The following is a 23,067-nucleotide window of genomic DNA, read 5'->3' as shown; positions in this document are numbered from 1 at the left end:
TACAAATTTTTAATGAATTGCTTTTTCAAAATAATTTCAAAAAGTACGTGAATGTTACTTTTTTTATGTTATATAATAAAAAATGTATAAATAACAAGGATTTCTTCGGGTATTTATTTAATTTTCATTCAAATTAAACTATTCGAATATATCTTAACTAATGAATTTCGGAGGTAGTTTATCATGTTTTGGCTACAATTTCTTACCTTGTTACTCTGTATTTTTATTGGTGCACGCCTAGGCGGAGTTGGTTTAGGAGTAATGGGTGGAGTTGGTATGGCAATACTCGTTTTTGTCTTCCACTTACAACCAACGGCGCCTCCTATCGATGTAATGCTTATGATTTTGGCAGTAATTACAGCTGCTGGTGCTTTGCAAGCCGCTGGAGGAATGGACTACCTTGTTCATCTAGCTGAAAAGGCATTACGAAAAAATCCAAAACGCATTACATTCTTTGCTCCAATTGTTACTTATTTATTTACACTTTGTGCAGGAACTGGTCACGTTGCTTATTCTGTACTTCCTGTTATCGCTGAAGTCTCTCGCGAATCCGGAATTAGACCAGAACGACCAATGTCAATTGCCGTAATTGCTTCCCAACAAGCAATTACAGCTAGTCCTATATCAGCTGCAACAGTTGCACTTTTAGCAATGTTAGCTGACTATAAAATCACCTTATTAGATATTTTAAAAGTAAGTATCCCTTCTACTTTCATCGCTTGTATGATAGCTGCATTTGTTGCTAGTAAGATGGGAAAAGAATTAAATGAAGACCCTGGATACTTAAAACGATTAAAAGAAGGATTAATTCCTAAGCTTGAAGAGAAAAAAGAATTTGTAGGTGTAAAGGGCGCAAAATTATCAGTTATCCTTTTCCTTGTAGGAACCTTCCTTGTTGTACTTCTTGGTTCATTTGAAGCACTTCGTCCAGGATGGATAGTTGATGGGAAGTTAGCCCGTCTTTCCATGCCGAACACAATTGAGATGGTTATGTTAACTATCGCGGCTCTTATTATTATTTTCTGTAAACCAAATGTAGAAAGCATTGTATCTGGTAACGTCTTTAAAGCAGGAGCAACAGCAGTTGTTGCTATTTTCGGTATCGCTTGGATGGGAGATACTTTCTTTAATGGAAACTTAAATATGATTCAAGGATCGATTCAGCATTTAGTAACAAGTGCACCTTGGCTATTTGCTATCGCACTATTCATTCTATCTATTTTACTGTACAGCCAAGCAGCAACAGTTCGTGCCTTAATGCCACTTGGACTATCTCTTGGTATTCCACCAGCGCTACTGATTGCGATGTTCCCTGCAGTAAATGGATATTTCTTCATTCCAAACTATGGAACAATCGTTGCTGCCATTAACTTTGACCGTACTGGTACAACAGGTATCGGTAAATACGTATTAAATCATAGTTTTATGATTCCGGGCCTAATTGCAACATTTACTTCTATCGGAATTGGAATGCTCTTAATTTCAATTATGTTTTAAAGAAAAAGCACAAACCTTTATTTAAAAAGGTTTGTGCTTTTTTAATCAAATATTTGTTTAAATTTTGGGCAGTCTATTTCTTCATGTAGCACTTAAAATACTACACTTCCTTCCCTACAAACTTCTCTTTACTTCTTCAACTAATTTTCTCGTACTTTCATACGCAGATTCCGCTAAACTAATTGCTGAAATAACTGAAACACCGTCCGCACCCGCCTCTATAACTGCCGCTGTATTTTCAATTGTAATCCCACCAATACCAACGATTGGCACTGTAATTCCTTGTTCTCTAAAATAAGCTAATCCTTTCGTTCCTTGAACCGCTTTCGTATCTTTTTTCGTACTCGTTGGGAAAATAGGACCAACACCTAAATAATCCGCTCCATTTTCGATTGCAAAACGTGCTTCTTCAATTGTATGAGCAGATACGCCGATAATTTTATCTCCCATTTTTTCACGAACAGATGTAATTCCTTCATCATCTTGTCCAACATGAACACCATCTGCATCTAATTCAATGGCTAATTCTACATCATCATTTACAATGAAAGGAACACTATATTCCTTACAAAGCGTCTGCAATTCTTTTGCAAAGCGCACTCTATCTTCTCCGATTAAAGAACCTTCCCCCTTCTCGCGAAACTGAAAAATTGTCACTCCACCATCTAACGCTTCTTTCAATACAGCTAAAGGATCCCTCGTGCAGTTATTACTTCCCATAATAAAATACACTTGCAATAGCTTAGACATTTTATCTATTTCAATGCGTGCCATTTCTTTCACTCCCTCTTACTCTAACTCCACAATCTTCCCATACTTCTCAATATCACCTGAAGTTGTATTCGCTAATTGATTTAAAAATTCAATTTGGAAACTACCAGGCCCTTTTTCTACCGCCTTAGCAGCTGCCAGTTCCGAAGCTACACCATAAAACGTTAATGCGGCTACTGCTGCTTTTACATAATCTTTTTCCACTGCTACAAATGCTCCTATTACAGAAGTTAGTAAACAACCTGTTCCCGTAACTTTCGTTAAAATAGGGTGACCATTTCGAATAACAATAGTTCTCTCTCCATCTGTAACAACATCTTCTTTTCCAGTAATGACCGCAACTGTATTTAGTTCATCTGCTGCCTGCCTTGCAATACTTACAACATTGCCATTTCCAGTACCAGCGTCTACCCCTTTAATTTCCCATTTCTCATTAATAACATTTGCTATTTCAGCCGCATTTCCGCGGATAATTGCTAAATCTATTTCGGCTGGAATATGTCTCGCAACTTCTGTTCGATACGAAGTTGCTCCTGCACCAACTGGGTCAAATAGTACTGGCACATTGTTCGCATTTGCTGATTTACCCGCGAGTAACATCGCTTCTACTTCTTCAGGACGAAGTGTCCCCATATTTAATACTAACGCTCCAGCAATGCTAGCCATTTCTGCTACTTCTTCTTTTGCATACGCCATTACAGGCGATGCTCCAAGTGCCAACAAACCGTTAGCAGTAAAATTTGTTACAACAACATTTGTAATATTATGAACGAGCGGATTAGATTCTCTCACCAAATCCACTACTTTACTAATTTCTTTCATATTCATCCTTTTCATCTCCTAACTATAATGGTGGGAGATACACAAAAAGACACTTTGCGCGTACGCAAAGTGCCTGAACATGTGCTTTTACACTCTCCCTACGCTGGCATTATCCAACAGGTTCAAATGGTCAATGACGGACTAGTAGCCATACTCTCAGTTTGTATCCACAAACTCCCATGTGCTTATTATTCATCTACTTCAAAGTCTACTCTTATTCTACTAAAATAACAAGTTCTTTACTTTTCTATTTAATATAGAAGCAACCTATATAACAATAAACATAATCAAGTGAAACTTTAATCAGTGAGTGTTTTGTTCATCCCACTAAAAACCGATCAAATATGGAGCGAAACTGAATCTCAAGAAGATGTATGCTATATTTAACTTATGGAAATTTGAAAGGATGTTTTTAATATGTCAAAAAGCGTTGTAATCGCTGAAAAACCTTCCGTTGCACGAGATATTGCTCGTGTACTTAAGTGCGATAAAAAAGGAAATGGCTACCTTGAAGGTAGTAAATATATTGTAACTTGGGCTTTAGGTCATCTCGTTACATTAGCAGATCCAGAAAGTTATGATGTGAAATATAAAAAGTGGAATTTAGAAGATTTACCGATGCTACCTGAGCGTTTGAAATTAACGGTTATTAAACAAACTGGTAAACAATTTAATGCTGTAAAAAGTCAGCTACTTAGAAAAGATGTAAATGAAATTATTGTAGCAACAGACGCTGGACGTGAAGGGGAATTAGTCGCACGCTGGATTATCGATAAAGTTAAGCTAAATAAACCAATCAAACGTTTATGGATTTCTTCTGTAACCGATAAAGCAATTAAAGATGGTTTTGCAAATTTAAAACCAGGTAAAGCCTATGACAATTTATACGCTTCAGCAGTTGCACGTTCAGAAGCTGACTGGTATATCGGTCTTAATGCAACTCGTGCTTTAACGACTCGCTTTAATGCCCAGTTAAATTGCGGCCGTGTACAAACCCCTACTGTTGCTATGATTGCTAGTCGTGAGGATGAAATAAAGAACTTCAAAGCTCAAACTTACTACGGCATCGAAGCTCAAACAATGGAGAAGCTCAAACTTACTTGGCAAGATGCAAATGGCAATAGCCGTAGTTTTAATAAAGAAAAAATCGATGGTATTGTAAAAAGTTTAGATAAACAAAATGCTACTGTTGTGGAAATTGATAAGAAACAGAAGAAGTCATTCTCTCCTGGTCTTTACGATTTAACTGAATTGCAACGTGATGCAAATAAAAAGTTCGGTTACTCTGCTAAAGAAACATTAAATATTATGCAAAAATTGTATGAACAGCATAAAGTACTAACGTACCCTCGTACAGATTCACGCTACATTTCATCTGATATCGTTGGAACACTTCCAGAACGTCTAAAAGCATGTGGTGTTGGAGAATACCGTCCCTTCGCACATAAAGTATTACAAAAGCCTATCAAACCTAACAAATCATTTGTTGATGATAGTAAAGTAAGCGATCATCATGCGATTATTCCAACAGAAGGATACGTTAACTTCGCAGCATTCACAGATAAAGAACGCAAAATTTATGATTTAGTTGTAAAACGTTTCTTAGCTGTTTTATTCCCAGCATTCGAATACGAACAACTAACGTTACGCACAAAGGTCGGCAATGAAACATTCATTGCACGCGGAAAAACGATTTTACATGCTGGTTGGAAGGAAGTATACGAAAATCGATTTGAAGACGATGATGTAACTGATGACGTAAAAGAGCAGATTCTACCTCACATTGAAAAGGGCGATACATTAACTGTAAAGTTACTTATGCAAACATCAGGTCAAACGAAAGCACCTGCACGCTTTAATGAAGCAACTTTACTTTCAGCAATGGAGAATCCTACAAAATATATGGATACGCAAAATAAACAACTTGCTGATACGTTAAAATCAACTGGTGGATTAGGTACTGTAGCGACACGTGCAGATATTATCGACAAACTTTTCAATTCTTTCTTAATTGAAAAACGTGGTAAAGATATTCACATTACATCAAAAGGTCGTCAATTACTTGATTTAGTACCAGAAGAATTAAAATCACCTACACTAACTGGTGAGTGGGAACAAAAACTTGAAGCAATTGCAAAAGGAAAATTAAAGAAAGAAGTATTCATTTCGGAAATGAAGAACTATACGAAAGAAATTGTTGCTGAAATTAAATCGAGTGATAAGAAATATAAACATGACAACATTTCAACGAAGTCTTGTCCAGATTGCGGTAAACCAATGCTAGAAGTAAATGGAAAAAAGGGGAAAATGCTCGTATGCCAAGACCGTGAATGTGGTCATCGTAAAAATGTATCTCGTACAACAAATGCTCGCTGTCCGCAATGTAAAAAGAAACTAGAATTACGTGGTGAGGGTGCAGGCCAAATTTTCGCATGTAAATGTGGCTATCGCGAGAAATTATCAACATTCCAAGAGCGACGTAAAAAAGAATCTGGAAACAAAGCCGATAAACGCGACGTTCAAAAATATATGAAACAACAGAAAAAAGAAGAAGAACCATTAAATAACCCATTCGCGGAAGCATTAAAAAAATTAAAATTTGATTAAACAAAAAGGTTCCTACCTCTATCGGTAGGAACCTTTTATTTTAGTGAATGATTTTACTTCCTTTTGCATTCTCAACAAATTTTTCACTTGATTTGTTAATTGGTGTTTTCAGTAATAACGCAGCAACAATCATAACTACTACGAAAGCACTTAACACAAGTAAATCTCGCGTTACGATATCCCAAAGCATTCCACCAACTGTTTCACGAATTGCGCTAATTGCGTATGTGAATGGTAAGAACGGATAAATCGCTTGGAAGAACGCTGGTGTCATTTGGATTGGGAATGTTCCGCCCGATCCTGCTACTTGTAGTACAAGTAAAATAATCGCCATCGATTTCCCAACGTTTCCGAAAATAGAAACGAGTGAGTATACGATACAAACGAAGACTCCACCAATAAATAAACTAAATAACACAAACCAGAACTTATCGACTACGTACGTACCGAGTAAGAATATATCTCCCATCGATACGATAAACGCTTGTGAAAGACCTATCGTTAAGAATGTTAATAAACGTCCGAAGTAAATTTCATGGCTCTTATAATTCGCGCCCTCTTCGTGTACTTCTACCGTTAATAATGAAACCATTAATAATGCGCCTACCCATAATGCAAGCACTGTATAGAATGGTGACATCGCTGAACCGTAGTTCGGCATCGCAAATAATTTATTTTCTTTTAAATTTACTGGATTCGCAAAGTAATCACTTTGCTTCTCAACATCGTTTTTCAATAAGCGTATGATGTCTTTTAAATCCTCTTCAGATTCAAAATCACGAATTTTATCTGCTAATTCTTTAATCTTTTTCTCAGTCTCCGGCATTTCAGCTTTAATGTCTACTAATTTCTTTCTACCGTCTACTAAGCCTTTTGATGAATCTTCTAGTAATTTTTTAACATCTGGAAGCTTTTTGTCTGCATCATTTAAAATTTGAGTTGTATTTTTCGACATCTCTTTTGTACGAGCAATTGCTGTATTGAAATTAGGTACAATTTCTGAATCATACGTCGATAATACATCTGTTAATTGAGCTGATCCGCCCTTCGCAGCGTTGTTAATACTTTCAATTACATCTTTTGTAGGTTTCTGGCCATTGTTAAGAAGTGTAATTCCCTTATTCGTTGCCTCTACACCTTTTTGTAAGCTGCTTTTCGCTTTGTTTAATTTTGCGATTCCATTATTAAGGTTTTTATCACTATTTACATCCGCTAAAACCTTATTTGTACTTTCTAGAACTGGAATCATATCATCAATTAAACCGATTCCAGATTGGAATTGACCATTTAAACTATTTAAAGCTACTTTCGTTGAATCTAAATCGTTAATACCTCTATTCTTTACATCTTCTTTCGCCTTTTGTAAGTCTGCTTTTGCACCTTCAATACCATTTTTTACTTTATCGTAATCTGCTTTTGCATTATCATATGCTGTATTTGCATCAACTTTAGCTTGATCGACTGTGCTAACTGCTTTTTTATAATCTGCTACAAACGTTTCATTATAATCTTTTTCAGCTTGATCAATTAATCCATTTGCTGCATCTAATTTTTGATTCGCTACATCCGTTACATCTTTCTTTACTTCTTGTCCTTTGCCAATAACATTTACAATATCTTTAATACCGTTGTTTGCATTTTCCATACCGCTTTTCAGCTTAGTTAAGCGATCCACTCGCCCTTGGAAAAAGCTTTGACCAAAATCAGTCGTCGCCGATTTTTGAAGTTCAGTAAATACATTAATAAGATACGAAATACCTTCTGTACGAGCTTGCAATTGATCTGATACCGCATTTAAATCTTTCTTTGCTTGTTCTGGATCAAATTGCCCATTTTGCAATCCATTTACAACACTTTTTCCATAAGCTGTTCCTGCACGTGATGAACTTAAAACATTATTTACTGTTTGATTAATACTTTGTGCTATATTTTTATACCCATCACTATTCAACTTAGAAAGATCTGGTTTCTCCGGGAATTCAGGTAATCCATTCATTCCAGACAAATCAGGGATGTTTAAATCAACACCTGGATTCATTAAAAAGTCAGTAAATGCAGCAGCTCTATCCATAACGCCTTGTGCTGCTACTAAATCATTTCTTATCGTCCCTGGAGCATTTTTTAATGTTTGATCTTGTCTTGCAAAGAACTTATCTAAATTCGCCAATGCTTCCTGCCCATCATTTATTACACTCTCTACAACAGGTAAATCTTTCTGCGCCACTTTCACAATATCTTCTGCTCGAGTCGCATCATCTAACGCCTTATCCATGAGTGTATTCATTTCTGGGAACTGCGCTTCTAACTTAAATACAAGATCTTTTACTTTTTCGATACTTGGTAAGTTTGTTTCTAAATCGATTCCAAGGTCATTGAAAATTTTAAAAATCTCACCGTTTGCTGTTTTAACAAAATTTTTACTAATTTCTTCTGTAATACCTGATGCACCTTTTGCTGTAATCTTCGGTGCGATCGCGTTTACTTTTTCATTCACATAGTAATCCAGTTCTGGTTTTTTCGGATTTTCATCCAGAACAGTTGCGATTTTTTCAGAGAAGTCTTTTGGAATCGTAATACTTGCATAATAATCCCCACGCTCAACTCCGTAAATTGCTTGTTTTTCATCTACAAATTTCCAGCCAAGATTTTTGTTTTTCTTAAGGGAGTCTACAATCTCTTTCCCGATATTAATATCTTTCCCTCTTAAATTAGAACCTGCATCTTGGTTGGAAACTGCAATGGGAACCTCTTTTGTATTTCCATACGGATCCCAAGAAGCTTTAATGTTAAACCATGCATATAACGATGGTAAAATCATTAATCCTAAAACAATAACAATTGCAGCCCAATGTTTGGCTACATTCCGTAAATCTGTCTTATAAATACGCCAAATTTGTTTCATAGAAGTTATCACCTAATTATATATTTTTCCTTCTTTAGAAAATGATACATGCATTTTGCAATTATATCACTTTCTACATCGTGTATTAACCAAAAACGTACTATTTTTTCCCATTAACTTTCACTTACTTCATTATATAACGAAGTGAGTCAAAGTATGAATACAAAATGACCAAATCGGTTTTACATTCAATAATAACAAATATATATGAAATGTCATAAAAAATACAAGTATTTTCTCTTGGAAATACTTGTATTCCTAAAAAAAATCCTCACAGCTTTTATTCTCTGTGAGGATTTCTTCTATTATATATCCAATTGAACCTCTACACCGAAATGATCTGAAATTACATTTCTGTTTGTACCATTGAAAATAACTTTTGAAGAATGAACTTTTTTACTTTGGTTACACAATATTAGATCGATTCGCAAATTATGTTTATTTTCATCCCAACCAGCAATCTCACCTTGGACAGTCGTTCCTTCATCCTTCTCTATTGCTAATTCATATGTGTCATACAACCCTTTTTGCATCATATACTCATAACCTTCGCCTTCCAACCGAGCATTGTTATTAAAATCCCCCATTAAGAAGGCGAGCTTATTGCTATCTACACGCTCCATCAAACGATCGACTTGACCTTCGAATGACTCTTCTTCATCATTCCACCAACCGAGATGGCAAGAGTAAAACGTTATATCCTTACCATTATAAGCAATTGTTGCACTTACAATTTTACGCGTTTTCCAATACGTTGTATCCTCGTTTTCTGAAATGAAGAACGTATCTTCTTTTATAATATTATGCTTCGTTATAATTGCTAATCCTTCTTCATACACGTCATAACCAATATGAGAGAAATCCCAAGTAATATTGTAATCTTTTACATGTAGCGCTTTTAACTCTTCTAATAGTAAAAGTCCAAAATTATCTTCTTTCTTGTTACCGCATACATTTTCAGCTTGTATGGACTGACTTACTTCTTGCAATGCGATGACATCGTACCCTTCTTCTTGAATTACTTTAGCAAGGTATTGTATCTTTTCTATTTGATTCTCTTCTTGCCAAGAATGACAGTTTAAAGTTAGCAATTTCATATATTATTACGCACCTAACATATCTTGAATGTCTGACTTTAATACGTCAGCTTTCGGACCATATACCGCTTGTACACCTTTATCTTTTACAATAAGCCCTAAAGCACCATTTTGTTTCCACTGTGCTTCTGGTGCAACAACATCTAAATCTTTTACTGTTACACGTAAGCGTGTCATACAAGCATCTACGTCAGCAATATTTTCTTTTCCACCTAATAAATCGATAACTTTTGTTGCTAATGAACCGTCTTGTACATTTCCTGTTCCTTCTGATGCCTCATCTTCATTATCAATATAGTTACCTGCACGCCCTGGTGTTGGTAAGTTGAATTTTTTAATTAAGAAATTAAATAGTGTAAAGTTAAGACCGAAGAACACTAATGAAACAATAACAAAGTTGATTAAGTCTCTTGTTAAACCTGCGTTAACCATCATTGGTGTACGAGTAATTAACTCAATAAATCCAAATGCATGAACACGTAAGTTAATTAAATCAGCTAGCGCGAATGCAAGTCCTGTTGTAATAGCATATACAACATATAATACTGGAGCAATAAACATGAACATGAATTCAATTGGTTCTGTTACACCTGTTAAGAATACTGCTAATGCTGCTGATAAAAACATTGGTTTATATTTTGCACGCTTTTCTTTATCAACGTTACGGAACATCGCAAATGCAATCCCCATTAACGCTGCTGTTGAGCCGATAACTTGTCCAGCTTTGAAACGAGCTGGTACAACGTTATTTAATAAATCGTTATATGCCTTCGTATCTCCATTTGCTAGTAAATTATTTAAATCTGTAATCCATGCAAGCCATAATGGATCTTGTCCTGCTACAACTTGTCCAACTTTTGAACCAGTTAGCATCGTATATGTTCCGCCTAGCTCTGTATAGTTCATCGGAATCGTTAACATATGGTGTAAACCAAATGGTAATAATAAACGCTCTAACGTTCCATATACAAACGGTGCAACAACTGGTGCACTATCTTTTGAAGCTGCAATCCAGCGACCAAATTCATTTAACCCACTTTGGATGAATGGCCATAGAAGTGATAATACAATCGCAGTAACTGTAGACCAAAGAATTACAACGAATGGTACAAATCGTTTTCCATTAAAGAATGCTAATGCCTGTGGCAGTTTATTATAGTTATAATATTTGTTATATAAAGTAGCTCCTAAGAAACCTGTGATAATCCCTACGAACACTCCCATGTTTAATGCGGGTGCACCAAGTACAGAAGTAAAGTAATCTTTTACAATTAAATCTCCCGCTATTACTGAAGAAACTTTCGCTTTTGAATCCGCTAACATTTCAGCGTTTACCCCAAATATAGCTCCTGTAATTCGGTTTGTTAAGACGAATGCTAATAGCGCTGCAAATGCACCACCCGCGCGATCTTTCGCCCAAGATCCCCCAATTGCTACTGCGAATAAGATGTGTAGATTTGTAATGATTGCCCAACCGATGTCTTCCATTACGCGAGCGATTGTATGAACTGCGTTAACATCCCCAGCAGACATACCAATTAACTTACCGATGGAAATCATTAAACCAGCTGCTGGCATTACAGCTACAACAACTAATAAAGCTTTCCCGAACTTTTGCCAAAAATCAAAAGACGTAATTTTCATCTGTTCTTCCTCCCCTTTATTTATAACAACATAATGATTTAAATTATAATTTCTGTCCCTTTTATGAAAACGATTCCTCATATCATTTTTCTTTTTACGCAACCGTTTTCATAAATCTATTTTAATAAAAGCGTTTTCACTTTGCAATAGAAATTTATTTTTTTTCATAAAAAAAGATGCTCAAAGAGCATCCTTTTTTATTATGAAATGCGATAAACCCTTGTTTCATAAGGTTTTAAAGCAATTGTTGTTACTTCTTCATGTTCCGCAACTTCATAGTTATTTAAAAGCAAACGTTTGCGTTCTAGTGCAAATGAACCCTCATTATACACAGCTTCCTCTTTTGAGATATTACTAATTACAATGACTTTTTCATCCTGTAACGTACGTGTATATGCATAAATTTGTGGATCGTCTTCTAAAAGTAAATCGTACGTACCATAGTTCAGTACATCGTGCTCTTTTTTCAGGGCAATCATTTTCTTATAGAAATTGAAAATAGACTTTTCTTCATTTTTTTGCTTTTCAACATTAATTTCTTTGTAATTTGGATTCATGCTAAACCAAGGTGTACTTGTTGTGAAACCAGCATTCATCTCATCATTCCACTGCATAGGTGTACGTGAATTATCGCGGCAAGAAGCCCATATAATCTCCATCATATCTTGATGTGGTACGCCCTCCGCAATTTTCTCGCGATATAAATTTTTAATTGCTACATCATCGTAATCTTCAATATTTGGTAACTGAACATTTGTCATACCAATTTCTTGGCCTTGATAAATAAACGGTGTACCGTGCATAAAGAAATACATCGCCCCTAGAGCTGTTGCACTTTCACGCCAATATTGTTTATCATCTCCCCATGTTGAAACGATACGTGGTTTATCGTGATTCTCAATATATAAAGCGTTCCATCCTTTATTTTCTAATCCTTTTTGCCATTTCGTTAATACTTTTTTCAATCCTACAACATCAAGGTCTTTCTTCTTCTCTGCATCCCATAAACTTAAATGTTCAAATTGGAATACCATATTGAACTTACCTTGCTCTTCTCCAACCCATAGCTCAGCATCTTCAATCTTAACACCATTTGCTTCACCAACAGTCATAATATCGTACTTAGAGAATGTATTTTCTTTTAGCTCTTCTAATAAAGGTTGAATACCTTTCACATTCATATGTTTATCAAAAGATGGCACATATTTTAACTCTTTTGGATTTGGCATATCCTTGAGGCCTTCTTCTTTTTTAATATGACTGATCGCATCAACGCGGAAACCATCAATACCTTTATCAAGCCACCAATTAACCGTATCATATAGTACTTCGCGAACTTCTTTATTCTCCCAGTTTAAATCTGGTTGTTTACGTGAGAATAGATGTAAATAATATTGTTCTGTTTCTTCATCATATTCCCATGCCGAACCATTAAAAATACTTTCCCAGTTGTTTGGCTCCGCACCATCTTTACCATCATGCCAAATATACCAATCACGCTTCGGATTATCTTTAGATGAACGTGATTCAATAAACCATGGATGTTCATCACTCGTATGATTAATAACTAAATCAATAATAAGCTTCATATCACGCTTATGAACTTCATCTAGTAAAGCATCAAAGTCTGCCATTGTACCAAACTCATCCATAATATCTTGATAATCACTAATATCATAACCATTATCATCATTAGGCGACTTATACATTGGACAAATCCAAATTACATCTATACCTAAATCTTTTAAATAATCCAGTTTTGCAATAATACCTTGTAAATCTCCAATACCATCACCATTTGAATCCATAAAGCTTCGTGGATAAATTTGATAAGCAACCGCTTCTTTCCACCATGTCTTATTCATAGTCATTCTCTCCTTTTGCATCCCATCGGAATTTTATGCAAACGTTTTCGTAACACTATCATAACAAAATATGAACAGTTTGCAACTGTTTTCATTGAACTCTATGTAGATTCTTTATTCTTATGCTTTATTTATTTCTCACAAAGGTAAATCTCATTCTTCACCTCTCCTTGTCCACGCGTATTACAGACATTTTTCATATATTAATAAAAAGCTCTGATTATTTTAGAAAGGAGTAATAAATTGAAGCAAACAAAATTAACAGGTCGTATCGTTGTTCCCACAGATCCTGACTACGACGTAGCCCGAATGAATTTAAATTTAAGTATTCCAAAACTCCCTTGTATTATTGTTTTTTGTCAAAATAACAAGGATGTCTGTAACGCCTTAAAATGGGCACGTGAACGTCATATACCATTTCGGTTAAGAAGTGGACGTCATAGCTATGAAAATTTTTCTCTTTTAAATAGAGGACTTATTATTGATGTGAGTGAAATGCATCGCATTACTGTTAATACAGAGAAATTAACAGCAACAATTGAGGCTGGTGCAAATCTTGGCACTGTTTATAAAGAACTTTGGAATTACGGTGTTACAATTCCTGCTGGTACAAGTGCAAGCGTTGGAATTGTTGGATTAGCACTTGGCGGTGGTATTGGTATGCTTTCGCGCTTATTTGGATTAACATGTGATCAATTAATGGAAGTGGAAATGGTACAAGCGTGTGGAAAATTTGGTGTAAAACTCATTCGTGCAAATGAACAAGAGAACTCTAACCTTTTTTGGGCATGCCGTGGTGGCGGTGGTGGCAACTTTGGAATTGTCACTTCCTTAACTTTTCGAGTCCACCCGATAAAAAATGTATCAATTTTCTCAATTACATGGGAATGGGACGACTTTATTGCTGCATTTCAAGCGTGGCAAAACTGGGCACCTTATATAGATGAACGTCTCACTTCATCGATCGAATTATTCGCCAAGCAACGAAATAAAATCAAAGCACAAGGCGAGTTTGTCGGTTCTCCCTCTGAACTCCATTTCCTATTATCCCCTCTTCTTGAAACTGGTAGCCCCTCTCTCTTTATAGAAGAAGTTCCTTATATAAAGGCTGTTGAATTTTTTAATGGCGGTAACATCCCTGAAAATTTCAAGCGCTCTGGTTCCTATGTCTATAAACCTATTCCCCTTAAAGGCATTCAAATCATGCAATACTTTCTTTCTCATGCACCGAATAAAGATGCTAGTATTTGGCATCAATCGCTCATAGGTGCTGTTGAAAATATTTCGCCGAATAAAACGGCTTATTTTCATCGTAAAGCAATTATTGCTCAAGAATACATTACCTCTTGGAAATGCGATGATGAAGAAAATCGAAATATACGCTGGGTTAAAGGTTTACGAGAAAGCTTAGATCCTTATACACTAGGTGACTATGTGAACTGGCCCGATATCGACATTAAAAATTGGCAAACTAGTTATTATGGCTCTAACTTTCACAGATTACGTAAAGTAAAAACCATGTATGATCCTTGTGATGTTTTTCATTTCCAACAAAGTATTCCTCCTTTTCATACGTGAAAAAAGGGGATAACATAAAAAAATCATCCAATATACCGTTACCTCGCAGTATGTTGGATGATTCAAGTTGATTTTCTATATCGTTTCAAATTCTTGCTCCTACTCATAAACTTTTACTTACAGATTAATTGTATTTCGTATCATTTTCATGCAATGAATGTAATTTAATATTTGGTACTTTATCTTTTTCAATACCTCTATTATAAGAAACAGGAACTTGAAATTCGAATTGCTTTGTCTCATGTTTTTGTAAATAGACTGGTTTCGGTACTGGATAGCTTTTTGAATTCTCGTTTGCATTATCGTATAAAACAACTTTTAATGCTTGTGAATGATTACGATAATTTTTTAAAGTAACAATGCACTTCGGTTGGATATTCTCTCCATTTTTCTCCATTCTACACTGGCTATCTTCTTTTTTATATTCTATTGCTTCTACCCCTGTTTTTCCTGCGTAGTACCATGTTTTATTCAATGTCTGGAGGATTGTATTTAAAATAAACGGCATCATTACAATCAAAATACTAATGCCTACTACTTTTATCTTATTCGTTTTTCTAAATGTACTAGACTCCTTTTTTCCTAGCCATTTTAAAAATAATATAAATGCAATTACATGTAGTATGAAAGAAACAATCAATATATTTGAGACTTTATAATCCATATAAACATACGTATGTATCGGAACCTTATAGACATTGAATAGTTTTTCCCCAATTAATTCATTATCATTTGGAATTTTTAATAATAACAAAACCCCTATACTGTAACAAATAGCTACTAATCGATCATACTCAATACGAATCATTCTTTCTCCCCTTCACTTTGTATTTTATTATCGATTTTAGCTATTATTACCATACTATACAATCTTTTTATAGAGGATAACGTAAAAAAGTTCCTTATAAATATATAAAGAACCTTATTAATATACACTATGAATTAAAAAATCAATATACAATTTTCACATAGAGATTTCTTCAAAATATGTTGGATCATGTATTGTAATTTTTTTATCTAAAATTGTAACAATGCTATCATTTTTTAATTGTTTTAATACGCTGCTAACTGTCTCTCGAGATGTTCCAGATATTTTGGATATTTCAATTGTTGTAAGTGGACATGAAATTACAATCTTTTCTCCACTCTGTTCTCCTAAATCCTGCATTAAATAATTTAACGTTTGGATAACACGATCTTGTGCATTAGGAATTGTAATATTTTGCACTCGATTTTCGTTCAATTTTAATATAGATGATAATTGCTGAACAACGTACATCAATTGCGTTCTGCTGGACTTTACCATATCTTCAAAGATTACCGTTGGAATATAATATACCTCCACATCCGTCATTGCTTCTGCTGTATAGTTATATCCTCTGTCTGTAAACATACCACCATAAGGAAAAATAGAATATCGCTTCACATAGTCATCGTATAATAAGTTCCCATTTTGATTAACCCGCTCTAACTTTACAAAACCATCTAACATGAAGTAAATTCTTTCTCTTGAATCCCCTTCTAAAAATAAAAATTGACCTTTTTTATAAGTTCGCCAATAAACAAACTCTGTTAAGCCTTTCAATTTTTTTTCTGTTAAATGAGCAAATAATTCGAACTGCTTTAAGTCTTTCACTACGTTCCGTCTATTCATAAAATTCCCTCTCTCTTGCTGTATGTTGGAGCGAAAAAATCAAGAAAGCGTATTCAATTTGAATTTTATCATAATTAACTTACATATTCAGATTTCATCATGAAAACTTTATGAACAATGAGTACAAAAAATATTAATAAATAAAAAGAATGAAGTTACTAACTCCATTCTTTTTTACTACTAAGTAGCGTACATAAGAATTTAAACATACATGCATACATTCTGTTTTGAAATAATAGTACCAGCTTTTTCTTCTAGTGCTTCATATACTTTTTCTAAAGACGTAATAATTGTTTTTCTTTTTGGATTTGTATTAACAAAATTAATAGCAGCTTCAATTTTCGGAAGCATGCTTCCCGCAGCGAATTGTTGTTCTTCAATATATTCTTCTAATTGATTCACTGTGACATGCTCTAATTTTTTTTGATTCGGTTGATTATAATTTACATACACATGATCAACTGCAGTTAAAATAACGAGCGTATCGGCATCTACTAATTCTGCTAATTTCTGTGCAGCGAAATCTTTATCGATAACCGCTTCAGTTCCTTTTAGCCCTTCTTCGGAATCAATTACTGGAATTCCACCTCCGCCAACAGCTATCACTATATTTCCATCTTCGACCAAAGAATTAATCACTTTATGTTCATGAATACTTACAGGCTTCGGTGATGGAACAACACGTCTCCATCCTCTACCAGCATCTTCTTTAAACACTGCTTTTGTTTCATCCATTAATCTTCTGGCCTCTTCTTCTGTATAAAAAGGACCGATTGGTTTAGTTGGATTTTTAAATGCCTCATCTTTTTTATCCACAACAACGCGTGTTATAACCGTTGCTACGTCTTTTTTTATATTCCGTTTTTTCAATGCCTTTTCAATCGCATTTTCCATCCAATATCCAATCATTCCTTGGCTCATTGCCCCACAAGTATCTAATGGCATTGCAGGTGTCTTTTCCGTTTCTGCAGCTTTTTGCTGTAATAAAATATTCCCCACTTGTGGGCCATTTCCATGCGCAATTACTATATCCACATCATTTTCCATTATTTTCACAAGTTGTTCTGCCGTTTTTTCCAACGCTTCTTGCTGCGCTCCCGCAGTAGCTTCTCCAGACTGTATCGCATTTCCCCCTAGTGCAACTACAATTTTTCTTCGTGCCATATTCCAGCCCTCCAGTTGATTTCGCTTTCACAGCGCTTTATAAAGTAATACTGCCTGTAATTAATCCATAAATCGCAAAGAATGCTAAAGCACCAATTGCTACGGATGATGCTAATTCCACTCGAGTAAATATTTGCTTCGAACTCTTTTGCTTTTGAACATTGTAAAAAATAAAAATACCTGGCGCATATAAAGTCATTGTTAATAATAAATACTCTAAACCAGCTGCATAAACTAGCCACACGCCATAAATACTTGCTATCAAGCCAATTATTATATTTTTATTTCGATCTGCTTCTTCACACTTTAAGCTATGCTTCAGTTGATAAAACGCTGAAAAAGCATATGGGATTAAAATAGCTGAAGATGCTAAAGAGAATGCAAAGTTATACGCCTGATCAGAAACGACGAATGTTAACAAGAACATTTGTATTAAACCATTTGTTATCCATAATGAATTTACTGGAGCCTTATTTTTATTTTCTTTTGCGAACCATTTTGGAAATACTCCATCTTTAGCCGCTAAATATGGAATTTCAGAAGCGAGCAAAGTCCAACCTAACCAAGCACCTAATACAGAGATGACCAAACCTAAATTAATAAAGATAGCACCCCATTTTCCAACAACACTTTCAAATAAATAAGCCATAGCCGGATTTTTCAAACCTGCAATATCTGCTTGCTGCATAAGTCCAAGAGACAATAATGTGATTAAAATGTAAATGATGAGTGTACCAATTAAGCCAATAACGGTTGCTTTCCCTACATCACTTCTATTTTTTGCTCGACTGGATAAAACAACAGCCCCTTCTACCCCAATAAATACCCATAAAGTTACAAGCATTGTACTTTTAACTTGGCTGCCAACTGCTCCCCATGAAAAAGAACCAGCTTGCCCCCAAAATCCATCTAAGAACGTATCAATATGAAACGCGAAGATTCCTATGACAATAAATACAAATACAGGTACTAATTTTGCGATTGTAGTTACTAAATTCACAAGGGCTGCTGATTGAACTCCACGTAAAATTAACATGTGAACACACCATAATAATACGCTTGCACCAATAATGGATTCTACATTTTGACCGCCTTCAAAGATCGGGAAGAAATATCCTAATGAAGAAAACAATAATGTACCGTAAGCTACATTTCCAAGCCAAGCAGATAGCCAGTATCCCCACGCACTATTAAACCCCATAAAATTACCAAACCCTGCTTTTGCATAGCTAAAAATACCACCATCTAAATCTGGCCGTTTTACAGTTAGATTTTGAAAAGATAATCCAAGTGCAATCATCCCAATTCCTGTTATAACCCAGCCAATAATAATGGCTCCAGCACCAGCACCTTTTGCCATATCACTCGCTAAATTAAAGGCTCCACCGCCAATCATAGACCCAACTACAAGAGCCGTTAGTGTAAACAACCCTAATTTCTTATCTTCACCCATTCCACTCACCTCTCTTAAATTGCAATAACAATACAAAAGCAATAGTGAATGATCGTGTCTAAAGGAGGAGAAAGAAGAAAGGAAGACTCCCTTTCTTCTTTACTCCATATTTCCTAAAGTAGCTGCCATAACCGCTTTAATTGTATGCATTCTATTTTCAGCTTGATCAAATACTTTTGAATGTTTACTGCGGAATACTTCGTCAGTTACCTCCATTTCTTTCAACCCATATTTCTCATAAACTTCTTCGCCATACATCGTTTCAACATCATGAAATGCAGGTAAACAATGTAAGAAAATCACGTTTTCATTCCCTGTTGCTTTAATCATTTTCATATTTACTTGATAAGGTTTCAATAACTCGACACGTTCAGCAAATTTTTCTTCTTCCCCCATAGACACCCATACATCTGTATAAATTACATCCGCATTCGCAACAGCTTCTTCCACATTACTTGTTATCATTACCTGTTCATTATATTTTTTTGCTAAATCAATTACTTCTTGTGCAGGCCATAAAGATTCCGGTGTACAAATACGTACATCCATTCCAACGATTGCTCCACCAACTAGTAAGCTATTAGCAACATTATTTCGTCCATCGCCAACGTAAACGAGCTTCACATTTTTCAATTTCCCTATATGTTCTCTAATTGTTAATAAATCTGCTAGTGTTTGTGTTGGATGCCACATATCTGTTAATCCATTCCAAACCGGCACACCAGAATTTTGTGCTAAAGATTCTACGGTTTCATGATTAAATCCACGAAACTCAATTCCGTCAAACATACGCCCTAACACTTTTGCTGTATCCTCTACAGATTCTTTTTTCCCAAGTTGAATATCACCTTTCCCTAAATATTCAGGATTTGCTCCTAAATCTGTACATGCTACTGTAAATGCACAACGTGTACGAGTAGAAGTTTTTTCAAATAAGAGCGCTACATTTTTACCTTCTAAATAATGATGCGGAATACCATTTTTCTTTTTCTCTTTTAATTCTGCTGCCAAATCTAGAAAATATAATAATTCTTCTTGTGTAAAATCTTTTTCTGCTAGAAAGCTTCTTCCTTTTAAATTTGGTCTAGTCATTAACATAATTCATCCCTACTTTCTCCGTTATTTATACTAAATATCTTTACGAACAATTGGCATACTCATGCAACGTGGACCCCCACGACCACGAGATAATTCCGAACTTAGCACCTCAATCACTTCTATACCGTGTTCCCGTAATAACGTATTAGATACATAGTTGCGATCATATGTAACAACTACACCTGGCGCGATTGCTAATGTGTTCGAGCCATCATTCCATTGTTCACGAGCAGAAGCAATTACATCTCCTCCTCCACATGGAATAAGAACTAATTCACTTAAGCCTAATACCTCTTTTAATGCTTCCATTAAAGAAGTACGATGTGTAATTTTAAGAGTTTCCTCATCTGATCCTTTTTCTAAAATATAAATATTCATATTCCCTTTTGGCCCTTGAATGGCTGGGTGAATTGTAAACTTGTCATAATCAACCATTGTAAATACTGTATCTAAATGCATAAATGCTCGACATTTTGGAATTTCTATTGCTAACACTTTCTTAATTTTATTTTGTCGGCTAAAGAGATTTTTAGCTAAACGTTCAATTGCTTTAGCTGAAGTACGAGCAGATACTCCAATCGCAATTGTTTCTTCATTTAAAATTAGCTCGTCGCCACCTTCAATTGGAAATTTATAATCACGATCTAACCAGATTGGTACATTATGTTTTGCAAATCTTGGATGATATTTAATGATGTACTCCATGAATAATGATTCACGTCTACGCGCTGGTTCTCTCATCTTATTTATCGTTAAGCCATCGCCCACGCTAGCTGCTGGATCACGAGTAAAATATAAATTAGGCATTGGATCTAAGTAAAACGGATAGTGATCTTCCATTAATTCATATAAATGTGTCTTCTTACTTGTTTCAATTTCGTTTTTCCGTACACCGCCCATAATTTTTTGAATTAATTCTTCATTTGAAAAGGAAAGTAAATATTCTTTTAAAGTTTGATGTGCAACATTTACGTCGGCCTGTCCTTCTTTTAAAATACGATCAACAAATTCTTCTCGAAGTTTTTTATCTACTAACGCCTCAGCGGCTAGTTTTTCTAAATAAAGAACTTCAACACCCCGATTGCGTAACGTTTGTGCAAAATAATCATGCTCTTTTTGAATAATTGGTAAGTATGGAATATCGTCAAATAATAATTGCTGCAAATAATCTGGCGTCAAGTTTTCCACTTCTTTACCCGGTCGTTTTAATAAAACCGTTTGTAATTCCCCAATTTCTGAAGTAACATGTATCGGATGTTTCATTTGTTGTACCTCCTTTTAAATATGTTTGATGTCTTACAAGTACATAATAAATGCTCTGCACTTTCATCTTTGTGAAAGTATCCACATTATCATTGTGAAATATTAAACAAGTTATTTTTTTAAAATCATACGAATATGTATTTTTATAACAAACTATCTCGCTTTCTCAATAAAAAATACATATATTACGCATATATGTTGAATATTTAACTTCCGTATTTAAACAAAAATCCTGTTTTTAATTTTATTAAAAACAGGATTTTTGCATCTAAATAATTAAATTTAATCTTTCTTCTATAATCTCCCTATCTGATTTCGACTGTGAAATTATAAGGCATGTATCATTTCCACATATACATCCTATTTTTTCTTTCCAATCTAACTCATCAAATAAAACACCAATAACATGTGCATTACCAGGTAATGTTTTAATAACCATTAATTGATCTACACAATCAATTTTCACAACAACTTCTCGTAATTTTTTCTTTAACTTTATATCAGTTTGTACATGCTCTTCTGAGAAAACTTTATATATCATTAATCCTTCTTGAGAAGGTACCTTCGTTAAGTTTAACTCACGAATATCGCGAGAAACCGTAGCTTGTGTTACTAATACATCTTTTTTTGCTAACAATTCTACTAATCTTTCTTGCTTATCTATTTCATACTCCTTTACAAATTGTTTAATTAACCGTTGTCTTTTTTCTTTTTTCATAAAAGACACCCCTTTTAATATTATAGCTCGCTATAATTTTCATCCGAAAGGGACAGAAAAGAATGTTGCGGAAACGTTCATAGTTTAACTGTAAATATTAAATCAAGCTAAATAAAAAAGAGAAGAACAGCATTCTGTTCTTCCTTTTACATTGAAAATCGTTCAATTGTTTGTTTCAAATCAGTTGCTTGTTTCTCTAAATCCTTTAATAATTGATCGATTACTATCATATTTTTAGACTGTTGTAGCGTCACACGCGCCACTTCTTGCGAACCAGCTGACGTTTCTTCAGCAATTGCTGCTACAGCTTTTGTTTGTGCTCCTGTTTGATGAATGTGGCTCACTTGTTCATTCATATAACTACTAATTTGCTGAGTTGCATCGGCTACTTCCATAACACTTGATGACATTTCTTTTAAAATTAATTCCGTAGCTTCCCCACGTTTCGCCTCTTCTTTAGCTATTTTCACTTGTTCTGTCATTTTCATTGCAACTTGTTGTACTTCATCTTGCATATTCCGTAATAACTGCGATATGTTTCTTGCAGAATGATCACTTTCATCAGCAAGTTTACGTACTTCTTCCGCAACAACCGCAAAGCCTCTTCCATGCTCTCCTGCGCGAGCTGCCTCAATAGAAGCATTTAGTGCTAATAAATTCGTTTGGCTAGCAATCGCACTCACAACAGACACAATATGTTCTACTTGTTTCATTCGTTCTTCTAACTTCTGTACATTTTGCATTGAATCTTCATTTTCTTTTGCCAATGTTTGAATACCTTGAATTAAAGACGTAAAGACACGAGTACTATGCCCTAAAGCTTCAACCATTTCTGAAGACAATGTATCAGACTGCTTCGCTTTTTCTTCTACTTCACTTGCAATAGAAGTCGTTGTATCAACAGCAGAAACAATTGCTTGAATTGATGCCGCTG

16 protein-coding genes, 1 pseudogene and 1 riboswitch are annotated in these 23,067 nt (G+C 34.9%); of the genes and pseudogenes, 3 read left to right on the top strand and 14 right to left on the bottom strand.

Features of this window, described 5'->3' with window-relative positions:
* Positions 1 to 183: 183 nt before the first annotated feature.
* Positions 184 to 1,497, top strand: coding sequence for an anaerobic C4-dicarboxylate transporter family protein (locus ES895_RS19120; protein WP_048567381.1), 1,314 nt, complete (start codon positions 184 to 186; stop codon positions 1,495 to 1,497).
* A gap of 114 nt (positions 1,498 to 1,611) precedes the next feature.
* Here the strand turns inward: ES895_RS19120 and thiE are convergent, their stop codons facing one another.
* Complete coding sequence (gene thiE / locus ES895_RS19115; RefSeq protein ID WP_000090961.1) at positions 1,612 to 2,271, bottom strand: thiamine phosphate synthase; 660 nt, start codon at positions 2,269 to 2,271, stop codon at positions 1,612 to 1,614.
* A gap of 15 nt (positions 2,272 to 2,286) precedes the next feature.
* Positions 2,287 to 3,096: a hydroxyethylthiazole kinase gene (thiM, locus tag ES895_RS19110; protein ID WP_001056095.1), complete on the bottom strand. Its 810-nt coding sequence runs from the start codon at positions 3,094 to 3,096 to the stop codon at positions 2,287 to 2,289.
* 72 nt (positions 3,097 to 3,168) lie between these two features.
* A riboswitch (TPP riboswitch) is annotated at positions 3,169 to 3,281 on the bottom strand.
* Between the two features lie 226 nt (positions 3,282 to 3,507).
* Here thiM and topB point away from each other — a divergent pair.
* Positions 3,508 to 5,697, top strand: a complete 2,190-nt coding sequence (gene topB, locus ES895_RS19105) for a DNA topoisomerase III (protein WP_000047299.1) — start codon at positions 3,508 to 3,510, stop codon at positions 5,695 to 5,697.
* A 40-nt stretch (positions 5,698 to 5,737) separates the two neighbouring features.
* Here topB and ES895_RS19100 read toward each other — a convergent pair whose 3' ends face one another.
* From ES895_RS19100 to ES895_RS19085, 4 genes are all read right to left on the bottom strand, one after another.
* Entirely contained in the window at positions 5,738 to 8,599 is a 2,862-nt protein-coding gene (locus tag ES895_RS19100) for a YhgE/Pip domain-containing protein (RefSeq protein WP_135238564.1), read from the bottom strand.
* A gap of 305 nt (positions 8,600 to 8,904) precedes the next feature.
* Positions 8,905 to 9,696 (bottom strand): endonuclease/exonuclease/phosphatase family protein, encoded by a 792-nt coding sequence (locus tag ES895_RS19095; protein ID WP_061113725.1) that lies wholly within the window; start codon positions 9,694 to 9,696, stop codon positions 8,905 to 8,907.
* Positions 9,697 to 9,702: 6 nt separating this feature from the next.
* Complete coding sequence (locus ES895_RS19090; protein WP_000705560.1) at positions 9,703 to 11,340, bottom strand: PTS transporter subunit IIBC; 1,638 nt, start codon at positions 11,338 to 11,340, stop codon at positions 9,703 to 9,705.
* A 200-nt stretch (positions 11,341 to 11,540) separates the two neighbouring features.
* Positions 11,541 to 13,205, bottom strand: a complete 1,665-nt coding sequence (locus ES895_RS19085; RefSeq protein ID WP_001044703.1) for a glycoside hydrolase family 13 protein — start codon at positions 13,203 to 13,205, stop codon at positions 11,541 to 11,543.
* Between the two features lie 243 nt (positions 13,206 to 13,448).
* Between ES895_RS19085 and ES895_RS19080 the strand changes: the two genes are divergently transcribed.
* Complete coding sequence (locus tag ES895_RS19080; RefSeq protein ID WP_000814896.1) at positions 13,449 to 14,783, top strand: FAD-binding oxidoreductase; 1,335 nt, start codon at positions 13,449 to 13,451, stop codon at positions 14,781 to 14,783.
* 124 nt (positions 14,784 to 14,907) lie between these two features.
* On the opposite strand, the gene ES895_RS19075 is transcribed toward ES895_RS19080, so the two are convergent.
* The 8 genes and pseudogenes from ES895_RS19075 to ES895_RS30240 all read right to left on the bottom strand — a co-directional run.
* On the bottom strand, positions 14,908 to 15,591 hold the full coding sequence (locus tag ES895_RS19075) for a hypothetical protein (RefSeq protein WP_000619194.1): 684 nt from the start codon (positions 15,589 to 15,591) through the stop codon (positions 14,908 to 14,910).
* A 156-nt stretch (positions 15,592 to 15,747) separates the two neighbouring features.
* Positions 15,748 to 16,437, bottom strand: a complete 690-nt coding sequence (locus ES895_RS19070) for a Crp/Fnr family transcriptional regulator (RefSeq protein ID WP_001081905.1) — start codon at positions 16,435 to 16,437, stop codon at positions 15,748 to 15,750.
* Positions 16,438 to 16,638: 201 nt separating this feature from the next.
* Positions 16,639 to 17,601 (bottom strand): carbamate kinase, encoded by a 963-nt coding sequence (arcC, locus tag ES895_RS19065; protein WP_000113948.1) that lies wholly within the window; start codon positions 17,599 to 17,601, stop codon positions 16,639 to 16,641.
* A gap of 37 nt (positions 17,602 to 17,638) precedes the next feature.
* Positions 17,639 to 19,054 (bottom strand): arginine-ornithine antiporter, encoded by a 1,416-nt coding sequence (gene arcD / locus ES895_RS19060; RefSeq protein WP_098204839.1) that lies wholly within the window; start codon positions 19,052 to 19,054, stop codon positions 17,639 to 17,641.
* Positions 19,055 to 19,153: 99 nt separating this feature from the next.
* On the bottom strand, positions 19,154 to 20,152 hold the full coding sequence (gene argF, locus ES895_RS19055; protein ID WP_000930289.1) for an ornithine carbamoyltransferase: 999 nt from the start codon (positions 20,150 to 20,152) through the stop codon (positions 19,154 to 19,156).
* A 30-nt stretch (positions 20,153 to 20,182) separates the two neighbouring features.
* Complete coding sequence (gene arcA, locus ES895_RS19050) at positions 20,183 to 21,415, bottom strand: arginine deiminase (RefSeq protein WP_000682331.1); 1,233 nt, start codon at positions 21,413 to 21,415, stop codon at positions 20,183 to 20,185.
* A gap of 268 nt (positions 21,416 to 21,683) precedes the next feature.
* Positions 21,684 to 22,133, bottom strand: coding sequence for an arginine repressor (gene argR, locus ES895_RS19045; RefSeq protein ID WP_000711827.1), 450 nt, complete (start codon positions 22,131 to 22,133; stop codon positions 21,684 to 21,686).
* 146 nt (positions 22,134 to 22,279) lie between these two features.
* Positions 22,280 to 22,852, bottom strand: a pseudogene (locus ES895_RS30240) (methyl-accepting chemotaxis protein); the annotation flags it as partial.
* Between the last annotated feature and the right edge of the window lie 215 nt (positions 22,853 to 23,067).

Source organism: Bacillus sp. 007/AIA-02/001, assembly GCF_004634455.1.
Taxonomy (GTDB): Bacteria; Bacillota; Bacilli; order Bacillales; family Bacillaceae_G; genus Bacillus_A; species Bacillus_A cereus.
Note: the sequence above shows the minus strand (reverse complement) of the source record. Positions and strands in the feature narration are given on the sequence as shown.